This window comes from Streptomyces sp. H27-H1, from assembly GCF_026627445.1.
Taxonomy (GTDB): Bacteria; Actinomycetota; Actinomycetes; order Streptomycetales; family Streptomycetaceae; genus Streptomyces.
The window spans coordinates 88,175-104,945 of record NZ_JAPNLJ010000029.1 but is presented as its reverse complement, the minus strand read 5'-3'; the positions used below and the strand labels follow the sequence as shown (position 1 = coordinate 104,945).

Here is a 16,771-nt window from a genome sequence, read left to right as displayed (position 1 = left end):
ACCCCAAACCCCCATCCACCCCCCACTTCCGGGGTAGTGGCCGGAAGGCGTCAGCGGCATGGCACGCTTGGGGCATGGCCGTTCAGATCAATCCCAGCATCTTGTCCGCCGACTTCGCCCGGCTCGCCGAGGAGGCGAAGGCTGTTCAGGGGGCCGACTGGCTGCATGTCGACGTCATGGACAATCACTTCGTCCCGAACCTCACCCTCGGCATGCCGATCGTGGAGTCGTTGAGCCGGGCGACGGACATCCCGCTTGATCTGCACCTCATGATCGAGGACCCCGACCGCTGGGCCCCCCAGTACATCGAGGCCGGCGCGGGCTCCGTGACCTTCCACGCCGAGGCCGCCGCCGCGCCGGTGCGGCTCGCTCGGGAGATCCGGGCGAAGGGGGCGCGGGCGTCCATGGCGCTGAAGCCCGCGACGCCCATCGAGCAGTACGAGGACATCCTCCCCGAGCTCGACATGCTGCTGATCATGACCGTCGAGCCCGGGTTCGGCGGTCAGCCCTTCCTCGACATCATGCTGCCCAAGATCCGTCGCACCCGGGAGCTGATCTCCAAGCACGGTCTGGAGCTGTGGCTCCAGGTCGACGGCGGCGTCTCCGCCACGACCATCGAGCGGTGTGCCGAGGCCGGCGCGGACGTGTTCGTGGCGGGCAGCGCGGTCTACGGGGCGGTCGATCCGGCAGCGGCCGTACGCACGCTGCGTGAGCAGGCGGGTGCGGCGATCGCCGCCGCGCCCTGGGCTTGCGACCACTGAGACAAGGCTTGGTGAACAGCTCGGTGAACGGGAGCTGTCCAGGCTGATCAACGGCCGTCGGATCTGACAGGATGAACGGCGAGTCGAGAGTGTGAACACGAGAGTGTGAACAGCAGTGAGGAGAACGCGGTGTCTGCAATGTCGGCGGGACGGTCAGCCCTGCGGATGGGACCCGCGGAGCTGGTACAGGCGGCGGCCATGGCGCGCCGTTTCTATTTGGAGGGGAAGTCCAAGATCCAGATCGCCGAGGAGTTCGGCGTGAGCCGCTTCAAGGTGGCCCGGGTCCTGGAGACGGCACTGGAGCGCGACCTCGTACGCATCGAGATCCGGGTGCCGTCGGAGTTGGACGCGGAGCGCTCCGACGCGCTGCGCGCCCGCTACGGGCTGCGGCACGCCGTGGTCGTGGAGTCTCCCGCCGATGCCACCGAGGACGCGCCGGACCCGGAGAACCTGGGCGCCGTAGCCGCCGATCTGCTGGGTGAGCTCGTCAACGAGGGTGACGTACTGGGTCTTGCGTGGGGACGGTCGACCATCCACATGGCCGCCTCCCTGCACCGGCTCCCGCCCTGCACCGTCGTCCAGCTGACGGGCGTGTACGACGCGGGGACGGCCGAGCGCGGGTCCGTGGAGGCCGTGCGCAGGGCCGCTCAGGTGTCGGGCGGCGACGCCCACCCGATCTACGCGCCGATGCTGCTGCCCGATCCGGCCACCGCGGCCGCCCTGCGGAACCAGACGGGGATCGCGCGGGCCTTCGAGTACTTCGACAAGGTGACGGTCGCCGCCGTCTCCATCGGTTCCTGGGAGCCGGGCATCTCGACCGTGCACGACATGCTGAGCGACGAGGAGCGGGCGCACTACGCCTCGCTGGGTGTCGCCGCCGAGATGTCCGCCCACCTCTTCGACGCCGAGGGGCGCCGGGTCGGGCGGGACCTCGGCGAGCGGTGCATCACCGTGGAGGCCGACCGGCTGCGCCGGATCCCCGAGGTCGTCGCCATCGCCGGCGGGCTGCGCAAGGCCTCCGCGATCGGGGCGGTGCTGCGCTCGGGGCTGGTGACCAGTCTGGTCACCGACACCGCCGTCGCGGACTACCTGCTGACCGAATCGCAGCCCGGTCTGCGGCCGGCGCTGGAGCGGGCCGACCCGGACGAGTGATTGTTCGGATTGGTCCGATTGTCCGGACGAATGCCGGTCAAACACGGGCACCTGATGTTCGCTGATGTGGATGGTGCCGCAATTGAGATCCGAACGGCGGACCGTTCAACGGCCTGCTGGGCGCATACTGGGTGCAATGACAAAGTCAGCAGTACCTCGCCGCCATTTGCCGTCCAGCCCGTTCAAACCCCCCGTAGAAGCGCCGCTCCGGCACTTCAGCGTCGGCGACCGGGTTACTCATGACGAGCACGGCCTCGGTCGTGTCGTCGCCATTGAGGAGGGGATCGCTGTGCTCGTTGAGTTCGGACCCGAGGTCCGGAAACGCATCCTGAGCCCGTACACCAAGATGGCCGCGCTCTGAAGCCACCCCGCGAGTCGCGGGCGAATCGGATATTTGGCACGATCGGTGCATGATCTTTCGGAACGTGCCCCGATCGTTGCTGCGTGTGCTGGGGGCCGTGTTCCTCTGCGCGACGCTGGTCGGTGCGGTGGGTTGCAGCGGGAAGAAACCCGTGCCCGCCATGGCCACGATGACGAGCGCGAGTGCCGGCTCCGGGGTTGACGCCGCCCCGAGCGGGGCGGCCAGTCCCAACGCGGCGACGCCCGGGTGGGCGAAGGGGATGGCGACGGTACGGGCCGCGGCATTGCCGCAACAGGCCCGGGACGTGCTCGTGCTGATCGACAAGGGCGGGCCGTACCAGTACCGGCAGGACGGGACCGTCTTCGGAAACTTCGAGAAGGCCCTGCCGCAGAAGAAACGTGGCTACTACCACGAGTTCACCGTGAAGACGCCCGGTGAGCGGGACCGTGGGGCCCGGCGGATCGTGACCGGTGGGGACGGGGAGTTCTTCTACACGGCCGACCACTACAAGACCTTCAAGGCGGTTCTCCGATGACCTTGGACCCGCAGCCCCTGGCCCCCGCGCTCGAAGCGGCCGAGGCCGCCGGCTGGACGACCGTACGGCTGGATCTGGACGGCGTACGGACCAAGGCGGAACTGATGCGGCGCTGCGAGGGCGCGCTGGAGCTTCCGGACTGGTTCGGGGGTAACTGGGACGCGCTCGCGGATGCGCTCAAGGACCTGTCGTGGCTGCCGGATGCGGCGGGGCGGCTGGTGGCCGTGACCTCGTGGCGGGGGTACGCCGCGGCGAGGCCGGGTGACTGGGAGACCCTGCGGGAGATTCTGGAAGAGGCTGCGGATTTCTGGCGGGGTGGGCTGAACGTGCTGCTGGCTGAGCCTGAGCCTGATGCGGTGCCCGAGCCCGAGCCCGAGCCGGTGCCCGAGCCTGGGGTTGAGCAGCCCAAGCCCGGGCCGGCTGCCGGGGGCCGGCCCCAGGCCCCGAGCCTCAAACGCCGACGGGGCTGAAGGATTCGGGGTTCCGCGCCTCACCTCTTGGCGGGGCCGGATTTTTCCCGGTGGGGGCTAGCCCTTCGGGATCCAGGGCGGGGTCTGTCCCCAGGACCAGACGGGGATCTCGGCCGCGTCCACCGGGGGCGGGTTGGGGCCCGAGTAGATCAGAGCCATGCGGGTGCCCCATTCGACGTAGTACGCGAATACGGCTCGGAACTCCGGGTCGGTGGGCAGGCCCACCTCGTCGGCCGCGTCCGTCAGGAGGTCCACCCAGCGGCGGCGCTGCCGTTCGGTGATGCCGCGGCCCAGGTGCTTGGTGGCCATGTGCTGGTGGCCGCCACGGGCGGCGGTGTACTGCTTCGGGCCGCCGAAGACCTCCGCCAGCCAGACCGCGACGTGCCGGGCGTGCTCCGGGTCCATGCCGGCGAAGACCGGGGAGAGGATCTCGTCCTTCAGGACGTGGGCGTAGAAGACGTCCGTGAGGCGGTTCAGTGCCTCCGCACCGCCCATCCACTCGTAGATGGTGGGCGTGGTGCCGGGTGGGGTGCTCATGACGGGGTGGAGGCCTTTCCTGCGCCGGCCACCCTGGTGACGAGGTGGTGCTGCATCTCCTCGATGGCCGTGACGTACGGGCGGATCGCGCCGAAGAACGCCGGGAAGTGCTCGCCCTTGCGGAATCCGGCCGGCTGGTCGTCCAATGCGATCCGGTAGCGGACGTATTCGACGGTGGTGGTCATGGTGCGGGCCTCTCCCCGGGTCGGGCGTTGATCGCCGCTTGTCCACGTCGGGCTCGCGCGATCATGCGGGCGCCGGGGAATCCTTCGCCGTTATGACTCGGACTTCTGGGAGTCGGTGAGGTCCGGACCCTCGGCCCGGACCTGCTGGACCCGGTCCAGGGACTCGCGCAGGTCCGTCAGCCAGGTGTCGGTGTTGCGCCCGACGAGGCGTACGCACCAGGCCAGGGCGTCGGCGCGGCTGCGGGCGACGCCGCCCGCGACCAGGGTGTCGAGGACCTGGCGCTCGGGCTGGCGCAGGCGGGTCATGACCGGGACCGCGAGGTGGGTGAAGAGGGTCAGCTCCTCGCCGTCCTGGACGGCCCAGGACACCTTGCGCCGGTAGAGCTCCTCCGCCTCCCGGGCGACCTCGATGCGCTGTTCCCGGGTGCGCTCGCGGAACGCCGCCACCGATTCGGTCGCCGGGACGGTGCCGACGACCGTGATCTCCTCCCGGTCCACGGTGACCGTGAGGAGCGACTCGTAGGCGTCCACCGGCAGCCGCTCGGCGAACCAGGAGTGAAGCTGTTCGTTCTGCTCAGCTGTAATCATGTAATCAACGGTGCGTCCGGTCCGCCCCCGAGCGCAAGTGGGAAGGCCCGGTGTTCACTCTCGGCCCATCTGGCGGTAGCGGCGGATCAGGGAGACGACCATGGGCCTCGCCCGCGCCAGGACCTGCTCGTCCGCGATGGCTGGATCTGGCGGCAGAATGCGGGATTCGAAGGCTGAGACCGGATATCTGGGTAGCGTGTGCGGGGAGGTTGGGGCGGAGTCCTCCCCGTGCGCGTGGAATACCGGATGGGACGAGTCCGAAAGGGAGGCCATGGGGCAGGGTGCCGACAGGACCGAGGCCTCGGCGACGGTCTATTCGCGATCGTGTTCACGATCCTGGTGCTGGAATTGAAGGTTCCGGAGGGCCGGGGCGGCGAACTCTCGTACGGACCCTTACGGCAGTGGCCACGGAATGCCGCTTACGTCGGCGGTTTCCTGCTCGTCGGCGTCATGTGGGCCAACCGCCACACCCTCCTCAGCCGCTCGAGTCCCGTCGATCAGTCGCTGCTGTTCCTGAATCCACTGGCGCCGGCGATGTTCGGACTCGGTGTGATCGCGCGCCCCTTGACCGTCGTCCGGGCCGTCCTCTCCTCGCGGCTCGCCCTCGTCGCACACTTCCTGATCGCGCCATCGATCGTGCGGCGACCAGATCTCCATCTCCTTCGCCGTAGAGGAAGAGCGGCTGGAAACCGAGAGCGACCTCAGGAAGTAGCCGCCGGGCCCTACGGCCGTTCTCCGCGGCCAAGTAGGCTAATGGATCTAGCTGGTCGCGGGGGAGGCCCGGATGGCTCGCGTAGTCCTGCCGGAGGAATCCAGCAAGGAAATCTCCGAATTGATCGACGCACTGATCTCGCTCCTATTTGAATCCTTACCCCGGCGGGACCAGCGGAACTGGGCCCGCACATACCTGAACGGCCTCGTGCGGACCAGCGGCAAGAAAACAATTCGCAACATTGCCGGAACAGGGGCCAGTTCCGTCGAACAGAGCCTCCAGCAGTTCATCAGCAAATCCCCCTGGGACTGGACCCCCGTCCGCCGCTCCCTCGCCCAGCACCTCGAACGCACCGTCCAGCGCCCGCTGGCCTGGGTGGTGCAGCCCATGGTCATAGAGAAGGCCGGTGACCAGTCGGTCGGCGTGGGCCGGCAGTTCGTCCCCCAGCTGGGCCGAACCGCCAACTGCCAGCAGGCAGGCGGGATCTGGCTCACCTCCAGCGACGCGGGTTTCCCCGTCGACTGGAGCCTCACCCTCCCCGGGCCCTGGACGGCGGAAATCCCGCGCCGCCGCCGCGCCGGCCTCCCCGACACGGCACGATCGCTCACCCCCGCCCAGGACGCGGTACACGCGGTCCAGCGGATGGCCGCCACCTGGCAACTCCAGCGCAGGCCCGTGGTGATGGAAGTCTCCAATGCCGAACTTCCGCAGTGCGTCGAGTCGTTCGCGACCCATGACATCCCCTTCGTGTTCAAAGTGGACGGCACCCTTTCCGTTTCGTTCGGCGGTGGGGGCCGCCACAAGTCCGGCCCGCACAGCGCGCCCGCCCGTGAGCTCATCGACTCCCTGCGCTCCCAGCGGCGCGTCGTCGAATGGACCCGGCACGGCCGCGCCGAGGGAGCGGTCACCCTGCTCACCTCGGCCGCCGTCTTCGCCACCCCCGGGGAGGACCGGCTCGTACCGGCCCCGCCCACCCCGCTGCTGCTCGTCGGGGCGTGGACCGAGGAGGCGCTGCTGCCCTCGGAGTTCTGGCTCACCAACATCGGCGACCGGCCGCTCGCGCAACTGTTCCTGCTCGGCAAACTCACCGACCGGGTCGCCCTCGACTTCGCCGAAGTGTGCGAACCCGCCGGAATCCGCGATTTCGAGGGCCGTTCCTTCCGTGGATGGCACCACCACGCCACCCTCGCCAGCGTCGCCCACGCCGCGATGCTGCTGGGCACGCGCGGCCGGGAACCCGGTCCGCACCTCGGGCCGGCCCGGACCGCCCCCACCCGCCCGGTCGTCGCCGCCGAGGCCGCCGCGGTCCCGGTCCCGCCACCGGCACCGGTCGTCCCCGGGCAGAGCCCGCGCCGCGAGTACATCCGCTGATGCCGGACCTCGCCGAGGGCAAGGAATGGTTTCCGCCGGGCCGAGGGGGCAGGACGTATGGCGTCGGCCGGCAGGCGGAGGGCTCGTAGGAAGGGACCATCCGGCCCCAAATGTCCTGGACGATCGGCCGGGGTGGTGTGAAGTCCAGGTCGTGTGAGAATGAAGTACGTGCGTTCCTCGGCTGCCCTGTCGGGGTCACCTCCGATCGACTGGGATGTTCAGCACGTGCGTTTTCTCAATGACCTGAAGCCGCCGTACGACCTTACGTACGACGACGTATTCATGGTGCCGAGCCGCTCCGCGGTCGGTTCCCGTCAGGGCGTCGACCTTTCCGCGCCTGACGGCACCGGCACCACTATTCCGCTGGTCGTGGCCAACATGACCGCCATCGCCGGCCGCCGGATGGCCGAGACGGTCGCCCGCCGCGGCGGCATCGTCGTCATCCCGCAGGACATTCCGATCGACGTCGTCACCGATGTCATCTCCTGGGTGAAGACCCGCCACCTCGTGCTCGACACCCCGATCACGCTGGCCCCCACCCAGACCGTCGCCGACGCGCTGTCCCTGCTGCCCAAGCGCGCGCACGGCGCCGGCGTGGTCGTCGACGCGGACGGCCGCCCGGTCGGCGTCGTCACCGACCACGACCTGACCGGTGTGGACCGCTTCACCCAGCTCTCCGAAGTCATGTCGACGGAGCTGCTGCTCATCGACGCCGACATCGACCCCCGCGAGGCCTTCACCAAGCTCGACGCCGGCCACCGCAAGCTGGCCCCCGCCGTCGACAAGGACGGCAGGCTCGTCGGCATCCTCACCCGCAAGGCCGCGCTCCGCGCGACCCTGTACACCCCCGCCACCGATGCCAACGGCAAGCTGCGCATCGCCGCGGCCGTCGGCATCAACGGCGACTTCGTGGCCAAGGCCAAGCAGCTGCTCGACGCGGGCGTGGACACGATCGTCATCGACACCGCGCACGGTCACCAGGAATCGATGATCAGCGCGATCAAGGCCGTCCGCGCCCTCGACCCGCAGGTCCCGATCGTGGCCGGCAACATCGTCGCCGCCGACGGCGTCAAGGACCTCATCGACGCCGGCGCCGACATCATCAAGGTCGGTGTGGGCCCCGGCGCCATGTGCACCACCCGCATGATGACCGGTGTGGGCCGCCCGCAGTTCTCCGCGGTACTGGAGTGCGCGGCCGAGGCGAAGAAGCACGGCAAGCACGTCTGGGCCGACGGCGGTGTCCGTCACCCGCGCGACGTGGCGATGGCGCTGGCCGCAGGTGCGTCCAACGTCATGATCGGCTCCTGGTTCGCCGGTACGTACGAGTCCCCGGGCGACCTGCAGCAGGCTGCCGACGGCCGCCTGTACAAGGAGTCCTTCGGCATGGCCTCCGCCCGCGCGGTCCAGAACCGCACCTCGGAGGAGTCCTCCTACGACCGCGCCCGCAAGGGTCTCTTCGAGGAGGGCATCTCCACCTCGCGGATGTTCCTCGACCCGGCCCGTCCGGGCGTCGAGGACCTGATCGACTCGATCATCGCGGGCGTCCGCTCCTCCTGCACCTACGCCGGTGCGGCCTCCCTCGCGGAGTTCGAGGAGAAGGCCGTCGTCGGCATCCAGTCCGCGGCGGGCTACGCCGAGGGCAAGCCGCTGCACGCCAGCTGGAGCTAGTCGACCCCGAGGTCGGCACCCAGTACTCAGCACCCAGTACTCCGCACTGCGCCGGGCCCCGTACGGGCCCCGGCGCAGTGCTGTCCGGACCTGCCCGCCCCGCGGCCGTCGGCATGCGGCCGGCGCCGCCCTCCCGAGTCGTCCTCCAGGGCGACGGCCCAGACTGTCGATCAATGACGATGGGTCGCGCTGCCCCAGGCCGTGGAAAGGTGAAGCCAGGTGGACACATTCAGCCGAGACTTCGGGCAAACTTCCGTCGTTCCCCCCGAGGCGGTGGTGCGGGAGGACGAGGCCGGGACGCTGGCGCAGGCCATGCGCGAGGCGGCCGAGGCGGGCCGGGACATGACCGTCCGGGGAGCCGGCCGCTCGTGCAACACCCAGACGCTCTCGCCCGGGGTCGGCATCGACAATTACCGCCCCGATGCCACTGCGCGGTTCGTCGGGGAAGAACACCTGGTGGAAGTCCCGAGCGGGATCACCTGGCTCGAACTGGAGAAATGGCTGAACCGCCACGGCCGCTCCAACCCGGTCCTCCCCAGCTCATCGACGGCACGGGCCGCTCGCTGCGGTGCTCCGACCGGGAGAACTCCGAGCTGTTCCGGTATGCCCTCGGCGGCCTGGGACAGGTGGGATTCATCAAGAAGGTGGTCCTGCGGACGGTTCCGTACCAGCCCGTCACCCGTGCGGCCCGGGTCGAGCACACCGGACTGGCCGACCTCACGGAATTCATGATGAACGGCGTGCAGGAGCCGTGGGTGTCGAGCGGGATCTCCGAGGCCAAGCGGGTGTTGCGGGAACTGCTGGAAGCCTGCGCGGAGGCCAAGGGCCGTCAGGGCCGTCCCTACCTCTACGGCACCCACGATTTCGACACCGACCTGCTGGAAAGCTTCTACGGAGCCCCGGCCCTCGAGCGACTCCGGGAACTGCGCGAGCAGCACGCGCTGACCCACTTCGCCCGGCGGGCATTCGGCGAGGTCGCGCCGTAGCATCGCGCCGCGGCACCCGCCCGCGCCCGCCGCCCGCACCGTCCTGCGGGCCGACGGGCGGGGGCAGGTGTCCGGTGCCACGCTGGTCGTACACGACCCGCGAAAGGCAGCCGTCATGATCACCACTGACTTCGTCCCGGGCTCCCCCTGCTGGCTCGATCTCGGCGCACCCGACGTTCCCGCCGCCGCGGCCTTCTACGGCGCCGTACTCGGCTGGGACTACGAGTCCATGGGCGCGGGGGAGGACATGGAAGGCGGCATGTTCCGGAAGGACGGCAAGATCGTCGCCGGGCTCGGCAAGCTCACCGAGGAGGGCGCGCACCCGGCCTGGATGATCTACTACAGCGTCGCCGACGCCGAGGCGGCGACCCGGGCCGTCCAGGACGCCGGCGGCACGGTGCGGGTGCCGCCGAGGAAGCTCGACGAGTGGGGCACGATGGCCCAGTACAGCGACCCGCTGGGGGGCCAGTTCGCCGTCTGGCAGCCCGGCGAGAACAAGGGCGTCGACCTCGTGGACCAGCCGGGCTCACTGTCCTGGACCGAGCTCTACACGACCGACGCCGGGGCCGCCAGGGAGTTCTACGGGGGCGTCTTCGGCTGGCAGTTCAGCGATATGCCGATGCCGGGCGGCGAAGACACGTACACGCTGATCACCCCCGCCGGGCAGCCTCAGGAGCGGATGCACGGCGGCCTGATGGAGCTCTCCGCGGAAGACCTCGCCCTGGCAGGAGGCAGGCCGTACTGGCACCCGGTCTTCCACGTCACCGACTGCGACGCGGCGGCCGCCGAAGTCACCGCGCGCGGCGGCAGCGTACAGATGGGGCCGACGGACGCCGAGGGCGTCGGCCGGCTGGCCGTCTGCCTCGACCCGTCGAACGCCGACTTCGTGGTGCTGACCCCGTCCGAGGGCTGAACCTCGGGTCCTGTTTCCAGGCCCCGGCCCGGCCCGGCCCGGCCCCGTCCGTCTTGGCGGTGGAGGGGCCGGGGTCTGGGCCTGGCCGCGCGCCGTGTGCGTGCCGCCCGCCGCCGCGTCCCGGGTCAGCGTCGGGGGATTCGGCCGGGTGGGGCCGAACTGTGGACCCCCGCACGATATTTGGGGATCCGTACGGTGATCTTCATGCCCGCGCCCACGCCCGTTTCGATGACGAGCCCGTGGCCGTCCCCGTAGACCTGGCGCAGCCGCTCGTCCACATTGGGCAGCCCGATGCCGGAGGAGGAGCCCGGGTGCTCCCCGGCCAGGATCCGGCGCAGCAGCGCCGGGTCCATCCCGACGCCGTTGTCCTCGATGGTGATCAGCGCCTCCGCGCCCGCGTCCCGGGCCGCGATGGTGATCCGGCACACCTCGGTGGAGTCCTCCAGCCCGTGCTTGACCGCGTTCTCCACCAGCGGCTGCAGGCACAGGAACGGCAGCGCCACCGGCAGCACCTCGGGTGCCACCTGCAAGGTCAGCTTGAGCCGCTCCCCGAACCGGGCCCCGGCCAGCGCCAGGTACTGCTCGATGGACCGCAACTCCTCGGCCAGCGTGGTGAACTCCCCGTGCCGCCGGAAGGAGTACCGGGTGAAGTCCGCGAACTCCAGCAGCAGGTCCCGCGCCCGCTCCGGATCGGTGCGCACGAACGAGGCGATTGCCGCGAGGGAGTTGAAGATGAAGTGCGGGGAGATCTGTGCGCGCAGCGCCTTGATCTCCGCCTCCATCAGCCGGGTCCGCGAACGGTCCAGCTCGGACAGCTCCAGCTGCACGGAGACCCAGCGCGCGACCTCGGTGGCGGCCCGCACCAGTACCGCCGACTCCCGTGACCCGTAGGCCACCAGTGCCCCGAGCATCCCGTCCTCGCCGGTCAGCGGGGCCACCACGGCCCACTTGAGGGGGCAGTCGGGCCGATCGCACTCGGTGCGCGCGCTCTGGCTGCGCCCCGAGTCCAGCATCACCGCGACCCGGGCCATCGCGCGGTGCTCGTGGTGGTCGGCGCCCGGGCCGTCCCAGGCGAGGACGCTTTCGCGGTCCGTCAGGCACAGCGCCTCGGTGCCGAGGAGGGAGCGCAGGCGTTTGGCGGCCTTGCGGGCGGCGTCCTCGGTGAGGCCGGCGCGCAGTGGGGGAGCCGCGAGCGAGGCGGTGTGCAGGGTGTGGAAGGTGGCCCGTTCGACGGGGGTGCCGAGGTGGAGGCCGAGGGCGCGCTCGCTGCGCCGGGCCTGTCGGCGGCCGCCCGCCCAGCCGAGCCCCAGCAGCAGCGCCCCGCCGGCCGCGGCAAGCACCGAGAGCAGTGCTCCGGTCATGGTGTGCCGTCCTTGGTCGAGAGCAGTGCTCCGGTCGTGGTCTGCCGCCCCCGGGCGAGAGCACCGCTCTCGACCCGGTGTGCTGCTCCGGTCACAGAGCACCGCCCTTCCCGGAGGTCGTGGCGGAGCCGCCCCCGCCTGCGCCACCTGCGGGGGCCGACTCCGCCAGGTCCTCCGGGAGGTGGAGCCGGGCCAGCGTCGCCGCCGTGCCCGGCGGGATCCGCCCGCGCGTACCCATCGACACCCCCACCATCGTCAGGAAGCCCAGCGGGACCGACCACACCGCCGGCCACGCCAGCAGCGTGTTCGCCCAGCCCGCCGGAGCCAGCCCGGCCCGCGTCGCGAGCACCGCACCCAGCGCCGCCCCGCCCCCCGTCACCAGCCCGGCCACCGCTCCCGGCGGCGTCAGCCCCCGCCACCAGATCCCCAGGACCAGCAGCGGACAGAACGAGGACGCCGACACGGCGAACGCCAGCCCCACCGCGTCCGCCACCGGCACCTCGGTCACCGCCACGCTCCCGGCCAGCGGCACCAGGATCGCCACCAGCACCGAGATCCGGAAACTGCGCACCCCGTGCGAAGGCAGCACGTCCTGGTGCAGCACGCCCGCCACCGCCATCGTCAGCCCCGACGCCGTCGACAGGAACGCCGCGAACGCGCCCCCCGCCAGCAGCGCCCCCAGCAGCTCCCCGGCGAGCCCGCCCACCATCCGGGCCGGCAGTACCAGCACCGCCGCGTCCGCCTCCCCGGTCAGGGCCAGCTCCGGGACGTAGATCCGGCCCAGCACCCCGTACACCGGCGGCAGCAGGTAGAAGGCGCCGACCAGCCCGAGCACCACCAGCGTGGTGCGCCGCGCCACCCGCCCGTTCGGGCTCGTGTAGAAGCGCACCGCCACGTGGGGCAGTCCCATCGTCCCGAGGAACGTGGCCAGGATCAGCCCGTACGTCGCGTACAGCCGCAGCTCCGGGCGGTCCCCCGACATCGGCTCCGACCAGCTCGACACGCCGGGTCCGGCCTCCACCCGGCTCTCCGGCACCGCGGAGTGCGGGGCGAACTCCAGTCGCGCGTGCGCCCGTACGGAATGCTGCCCGGCGCCGAGGGTCACGGACTGCCCCGTGTACGTCCGCCCGTCCACCTGCCCGGTCACCGTCACCGTCAGCGGCGCGTCCAGCGACAGCCGTACGTCCTCGGCCAGCGTGACGGCGGTGTACTCGCGGAACACCGCCGGGGCGTCGAAGGAGGCGCGCGGGGCGCCGTCCCCCGCCCAGGCCGCCAGCAGGAAGAACGCGGGCACCAGCAGGGCGGTGAACTTCAGCCAGTACTGGAAGGCCTGCACGAAGGTGATGGACCGCATCCCGCCGGCCGCGACCGCCGCCGTCACCACACAGGCGACGACCACCCCGCCCGCCCAGTGCGGGGCCCCGGTCAGGATCTCCAGGGTCAGCCCCGCGCCCTGGAGTTGCGGCAGCAGGTACAGCCAGCCGACGCCCAGTACGAACAGCACCGCGATCCGGCGCACCGCCCGCGATTCGAGCCGGGCCTCGGCGAAGTCGGGCAGGGTGTACGCGCCCGAGCGGCGCAGCGGGGCCGCGACCAGCACCAGCAGCACGAGGTACCCGGCGGTGTAGCCCACCGGGTACCAGAGCATCTGCGGCCCCTGGAGCAGCACCAGCCCTGCCACGCCGAGGAACGAGGCCGCCGAGAGGTACTCGCCGCCGATGGCCGCCGCGTTGAGGCGCGGCCCGACCGTGCGCGAGGCCACGTAGAAGTCCGAGGTGGTCCGGGAGATCCGCAGACCCAGCGCGCCGACCAGCACGGTGACCAGGACGACGACGGCGACCGCGGTCAGCGCGTACGTCTGGTTCACCGGCGGGTCCTTCGACTGGGTACGGGCGCGGCCCTGCGCGTGCGTCGGGGTCACGGGAGTCTACGCACGCCCCCGGACCGGGCAAAAGGCCCGCTCACAGGTCAGGCCGGATACGGCTCAGCGCGCGGGATCGCGGTGCTCCGCGCAGTCCCGCAGGGCGATCTCCAGTTCCACATACGATTCCTCGGCGCGCCGGAAGGCCAGCGTCAGCGCCGCCTCGGCCCGGGGCGGCAGGTGCCCGTACACGCCCTCGTGGGCCTCGTACAGTACGTCGGCCCAGCGCGCGGCCGCGCTCCGCAGGCGGGCCAGCAGCACCTCGGCCTCGGCGGGACCGGCCGGACGGTTGCGGGGCAGTCCGGTCAACGCGTCCAGCAGCGCCTGGATTTCGGACATCTGCTTCCTCCCGGGGCGGAAGATCCACGATACGCGCGCCCGCCCGCCCGGACACACCGCCCGGCCACCGCTGCGGCCGACGGCCCGGGCGGATCGCCGTACGCCCCTCCCCGCACGGTGAACGGCTCGCCCGCGCGCCGGACGGTCGCCGGTCAACCCCCGACGACACGGCCCTGGCCGGATCACCCCCGCATCGGCCTGGAGCACGCGGTCACCGAAGGCCGCGACCGCCAGGACGGCGGATCACCGCCGGGACCGGGATGCCGGTCCATCCCTGGAATCCGCGCAGCCCGTGGCCTCATGGTGGTGGTACGGGGGTCCCGTTCGTCCCCGTCTACGTCGACAGGCGGCGTGCTCTCCCGGTAGGCCGTGCTTTCCCGGGCGGAGTGGATCATCGTCCGATGTTGCGGAGCCCTGGGATCGGTGCGCTGCTCTCCATCACGTGGATCGGGGGAGCTGTCCGCGCAGCCATTTGGGGTCGGGGTTCACATGCGGCAGGCCCGCCACCACGACGGTCGGCACGGTCTCGTCGCCATCGTTGGCTGCCCTCACCGCCGCCGCCCCAGCCGGGTCGCGCCAGATGTCGACCCAATGAAGCCGATGGGCGCTGCGCCCCAGCCGGATGCGCAGGCGCAGGCAGTACTTACAACCCGACCGCCAGTAGACGATCGGTCTGCCGTCGACCGCACTTCGACGTTGTGCCTCCACCGAACCGATCGACCGTGGGAACGTGAGCGGCGAGTTCATCCCTGCGAGCAGGACAAACACCAGCAGGGATGCAACGGCGGCCCGGACGTGCGGCGCCGGCGGAACGGGGTACTGCTGGAGTACGCGACCCAGTCGGTGTGCTCGGCGCCGGCTTCGGCCGTGGATCGCGGCGCCCCGGCGGGCGGTGGAACCAGTCGGACCGGTCGGAGTGGCTGGTCAGCCCATTGCCCGGCGGGTCAGCAGGTCTCGTAGTTCGCGTGCGTGGCGGCGGCTCACCTGGAGTTCGGCCGGGCCGACGCGGACCGTGGTGGTTCCGGAGTCCAGGCGGAGTTCGTCGATGCGGGCCAGGGCCACCAGGTGGCGTCGGTGGATGCGGACGAACCCGCGTGCCGCCCACCGTTCCTCCAGTGTGGCCAGGGGTATCCGGACCAGATGGCTGGCGCCCTCGTCGGTGTGCAGCCGGGCGTAGTCGCCCTGGGCCTCCACGTACGTGATGTCCGCGATCGCCACGAAGCGGGTGACGCCGCCCAGTTCGACGGCGATCTGATCGGGCGTGCGGTCCGCGCCGCGGGCGGCGGCCGCCGCGACGGGGGCCCCGGGGGTCTCGGCGGCGGCCGGGCGGCCCGCCGTTGCGGCGGGCACGGACCCGGCGGGCACGGCTCCGGCGGGCTGCGCCCCGGCCCGGCCGGACTGGGTCCAGGCCCGCCGCACGGCCTCGGCCAGCCGCTCCGGCCGCACCGGCTTGAGTACGTAGTCCACGGCCTTGAGATCGAAGGCCTGGACGGCGAACCCCTCGTGCGCGGTGACGAACACGATCAGGGGCGGCCGCGCGAATCCGGCCAGCAGCCGGGCGATGTCCAGCCCGGTCAGCCCCGCCATGTGGATGTCGAGGAAGACCACGTCGATGCCGTCGGCCCCGTCCGGGCCGCCCTCCACCGCCCGGGTGATCCGGCGCAGCGCCTCGGTGGCGTCCGAGGCACCCTCGGCGCTGAGCACCCGGGGGTCGGAGCGCAGCAGGTAGAGGAGCTCTTCGAGTAGGGGCTTCTCGTCGTCGACGGCCAGTACGCGCAGCATGAGGCGGATTCTAGGTTCCCCTCGTCCGGGGCGAAAAGGTGCGCGGCCCCCGCCCCGGGGGGAGCGGAGGCGGGGGCCGCGCGGTCGGTTGGTCTACGGGGCCGGTCTTCCCGACCGGACTACTGGACGGTGATGAGCTTTCCGTCGGGGGCGACCGCGTACCAGGTGCCGCCGACGCCCTGGCCGTTGATGTCGCCGGCCTTCTTGTCGCCGGTGAAGGTGTAGACGGGCCAGCAGTTCACCGTCTGCTGCTTCTTGCCGTCGGGCCGGTCGAGCACCAGGTAGTTCTTCTCGATGATCCCCTTGGTGTCGGCCCGGTCCACCGGCGGTACGACCGGCCACTTGGCCACGCAGTCGCCCTCGCACTTGGAGACCATGGGCCATGCGGTGTCGGGCTTGAACCGGTAGACGGTCATCCCGTTGCCGTCGACGATGTGGTTGCCGAGCTTCGGGTCCTCGGCCACGGTCAGCGCGCTTGCCGCCCGGTCCGCGCCGCCGGGCGCGGCGGCCGCCTTCGCCGCCTTCTTGCCGTCGGGGGCCGCCGCGAACCAGGTGCCGCCGACCCCCTGCCCGTTGGTGTCGCCCGCCTCGGCGTCCTTGCTGTACCGGTACACGGGCCAGCCCGCCACCGTCAGCTGCTTGCTGCCGTCGGTGCGGACGACCTCGCCCAGCAGCGCCGGGTCCGTGCCCGCCGCGGCGGTGGCGTCGCCGGCCGCGACCACCGGCCAGGTCTTCGCGCAGTCCCCGTCGCAGGCGGACTTCGACGGCTTCGCGGTGTCCTTGTCGAAGCGGTAGAGGGTGAGGCCCGCACTGTCGGTGAGGACGGATCCCAGCTTGTCGTCCTGTGTGATGGCAAGTTGCCCGGCGGGCTCGGCGGCGGCGTCGGGGTCCGCGTCGGCGTCGGTGTCGGTGTCGGACGCAGCGGCGTCGGAGCCGTAGCCGGCGCCGTAGCCGTCGCCCGGGACGGGCGCCTGGGAGGCGGCGACCGCTCCAACCGGCTTGGTGGTGTCGCCCGCCGTGTCGTTCCCGCCGCACGCGGTCGCGGTGAGTGCGGCGACGACCGCCACGGCTGCCAGGGTGGTTCCGCGCTTGATGCCCATCTTGGTCTCTCCCACGTGTGTGTCCTTGC

The 16,771-nt window shown here is 71.4% G+C and carries 19 protein-coding genes and 1 pseudogene; 11 read left to right on the top strand and 9 right to left on the bottom strand.

Going from position 1 to position 16,771, the window contains the following annotated elements; genetic code table 11:
- Window positions 1-74: 74 nt before the first annotated feature.
- The 5 genes from rpe to OTB20_RS27510 all read left to right on the top strand — a co-directional run bounded on the left by rpe (window position 75) and on the right by OTB20_RS27510 (window position 3,279).
- The gene (gene rpe, locus OTB20_RS27530) at window positions 75-761 is read left to right on the top strand and encodes a ribulose-phosphate 3-epimerase (protein WP_267821476.1); all 687 of its coding nucleotides are present in this window, start codon (window positions 75-77) and stop codon (window positions 759-761) included.
- A gap of 138 nt (window positions 762-899) precedes the next feature.
- Entirely contained in the window at window positions 900-1,913 is a 1,014-nt protein-coding gene (locus OTB20_RS27525; protein WP_267756989.1) for a sugar-binding transcriptional regulator, read from the top strand.
- Between the two features lie 136 nt (window positions 1,914-2,049).
- Window positions 2,050-2,274 (top strand): CarD family transcriptional regulator, encoded by a 225-nt coding sequence (locus OTB20_RS27520; RefSeq protein ID WP_267756982.1) that lies wholly within the window; start codon window positions 2,050-2,052, stop codon window positions 2,272-2,274.
- 49 nt (window positions 2,275-2,323) lie between these two features.
- Window positions 2,324-2,809, top strand: a complete 486-nt coding sequence (locus OTB20_RS27515; protein WP_267821474.1) for a ribonuclease domain-containing protein — start codon at window positions 2,324-2,326, stop codon at window positions 2,807-2,809.
- Complete coding sequence (locus OTB20_RS27510) at window positions 2,806-3,279, top strand: barstar family protein (RefSeq protein WP_267821472.1); 474 nt, start codon at window positions 2,806-2,808, stop codon at window positions 3,277-3,279. The genes OTB20_RS27515 and OTB20_RS27510 overlap by 4 nt, the downstream gene beginning before the upstream one ends.
- A 57-nt stretch (window positions 3,280-3,336) precedes the next feature.
- Here OTB20_RS27510 and OTB20_RS27505 read toward each other — a convergent pair whose 3' ends face one another.
- From OTB20_RS27505 to OTB20_RS27495, 3 genes are all read right to left on the bottom strand, one after another.
- A complete protein-coding gene (locus tag OTB20_RS27505) occupies window positions 3,337-3,816 on the bottom strand; it encodes a group II truncated hemoglobin (RefSeq protein WP_267821470.1) in 480 nt (159 codons plus the stop codon).
- The gene (locus OTB20_RS27500; RefSeq protein WP_267821469.1) at window positions 3,813-4,001 is read right to left on the bottom strand and encodes a hypothetical protein; all 189 of its coding nucleotides are present in this window, start codon (window positions 3,999-4,001) and stop codon (window positions 3,813-3,815) included. Before OTB20_RS27500 ends, OTB20_RS27505 begins: the two co-directional genes overlap by 4 nt.
- 90 nt (window positions 4,002-4,091) lie before the next feature.
- The gene (locus OTB20_RS27495) at window positions 4,092-4,589 is read right to left on the bottom strand and encodes a hypothetical protein (protein ID WP_267821467.1); all 498 of its coding nucleotides are present in this window, start codon (window positions 4,587-4,589) and stop codon (window positions 4,092-4,094) included.
- A gap of 246 nt (window positions 4,590-4,835) precedes the next feature.
- On the opposite strand from OTB20_RS27495, the gene OTB20_RS42895 reads away from it, so the two are divergent.
- From OTB20_RS42895 to OTB20_RS27470, 6 genes and pseudogenes are all read left to right on the top strand, one after another.
- Window positions 4,836-5,453, top strand: a complete 618-nt coding sequence (locus tag OTB20_RS42895; protein ID WP_420716497.1) for a TMEM175 family protein — start codon at window positions 4,836-4,838, stop codon at window positions 5,451-5,453.
- Window positions 5,374-6,672, top strand: a complete 1,299-nt coding sequence (locus OTB20_RS27485; protein ID WP_267821463.1) for a transposase — start codon at window positions 5,374-5,376, stop codon at window positions 6,670-6,672. The genes OTB20_RS42895 and OTB20_RS27485 overlap by 80 nt, the downstream gene beginning before the upstream one ends.
- A gap of 225 nt (window positions 6,673-6,897) precedes the next feature.
- Window positions 6,898-8,340, top strand: a complete 1,443-nt coding sequence (locus OTB20_RS27480; RefSeq protein ID WP_267756977.1) for a GuaB1 family IMP dehydrogenase-related protein — start codon at window positions 6,898-6,900, stop codon at window positions 8,338-8,340.
- A gap of 312 nt (window positions 8,341-8,652) precedes the next feature.
- Window positions 8,653-8,826: pseudogene (locus tag OTB20_RS42890) on the top strand (hypothetical protein); the annotation flags it as partial.
- A gap of 11 nt (window positions 8,827-8,837) precedes the next feature.
- Window positions 8,838-9,326 (top strand): hypothetical protein, encoded by a 489-nt coding sequence (locus OTB20_RS27475; RefSeq protein ID WP_267821461.1) that lies wholly within the window; start codon window positions 8,838-8,840, stop codon window positions 9,324-9,326.
- A 115-nt stretch (window positions 9,327-9,441) separates the two neighbouring features.
- Window positions 9,442-10,239 carry a VOC family protein gene (locus OTB20_RS27470; RefSeq protein ID WP_267821459.1) on the top strand — a complete coding sequence of 266 codons (798 nt, stop codon included), beginning with the start codon at window positions 9,442-9,444 and terminating at the stop codon, window positions 10,237-10,239.
- Window positions 10,240-10,364: 125 nt separating this feature from the next.
- Here OTB20_RS27470 and OTB20_RS27465 read toward each other — a convergent pair whose 3' ends face one another.
- From OTB20_RS27465 to OTB20_RS27440, 6 genes are all read right to left on the bottom strand, one after another.
- The gene (locus OTB20_RS27465; RefSeq protein ID WP_267821456.1) at window positions 10,365-11,600 is read right to left on the bottom strand and encodes a sensor histidine kinase; all 1,236 of its coding nucleotides are present in this window, start codon (window positions 11,598-11,600) and stop codon (window positions 10,365-10,367) included.
- A gap of 91 nt (window positions 11,601-11,691) precedes the next feature.
- Window positions 11,692-13,467, bottom strand: coding sequence for a cation acetate symporter (locus OTB20_RS27460; RefSeq protein ID WP_267821489.1), 1,776 nt, complete (start codon window positions 13,465-13,467; stop codon window positions 11,692-11,694).
- A gap of 117 nt (window positions 13,468-13,584) precedes the next feature.
- Complete coding sequence (locus tag OTB20_RS27455; RefSeq protein WP_267821454.1) at window positions 13,585-13,860, bottom strand: hypothetical protein; 276 nt, start codon at window positions 13,858-13,860, stop codon at window positions 13,585-13,587.
- 438 nt (window positions 13,861-14,298) lie between these two features.
- Complete coding sequence (locus tag OTB20_RS27450) at window positions 14,299-14,700, bottom strand: glutaredoxin domain-containing protein (RefSeq protein ID WP_267821487.1); 402 nt, start codon at window positions 14,698-14,700, stop codon at window positions 14,299-14,301.
- An 84-nt stretch (window positions 14,701-14,784) separates the two neighbouring features.
- Window positions 14,785-15,642 carry a LytR/AlgR family response regulator transcription factor gene (locus OTB20_RS27445; protein ID WP_267821453.1) on the bottom strand — a complete coding sequence of 286 codons (858 nt, stop codon included), beginning with the start codon at window positions 15,640-15,642 and terminating at the stop codon, window positions 14,785-14,787.
- Window positions 15,643-15,761: 119 nt separating this feature from the next.
- Entirely contained in the window at window positions 15,762-16,742 is a 981-nt protein-coding gene (locus OTB20_RS27440; protein ID WP_267821485.1) for an SCO0930 family lipoprotein, read from the bottom strand.
- Window positions 16,743-16,771 lie beyond the last annotated feature (29 nt).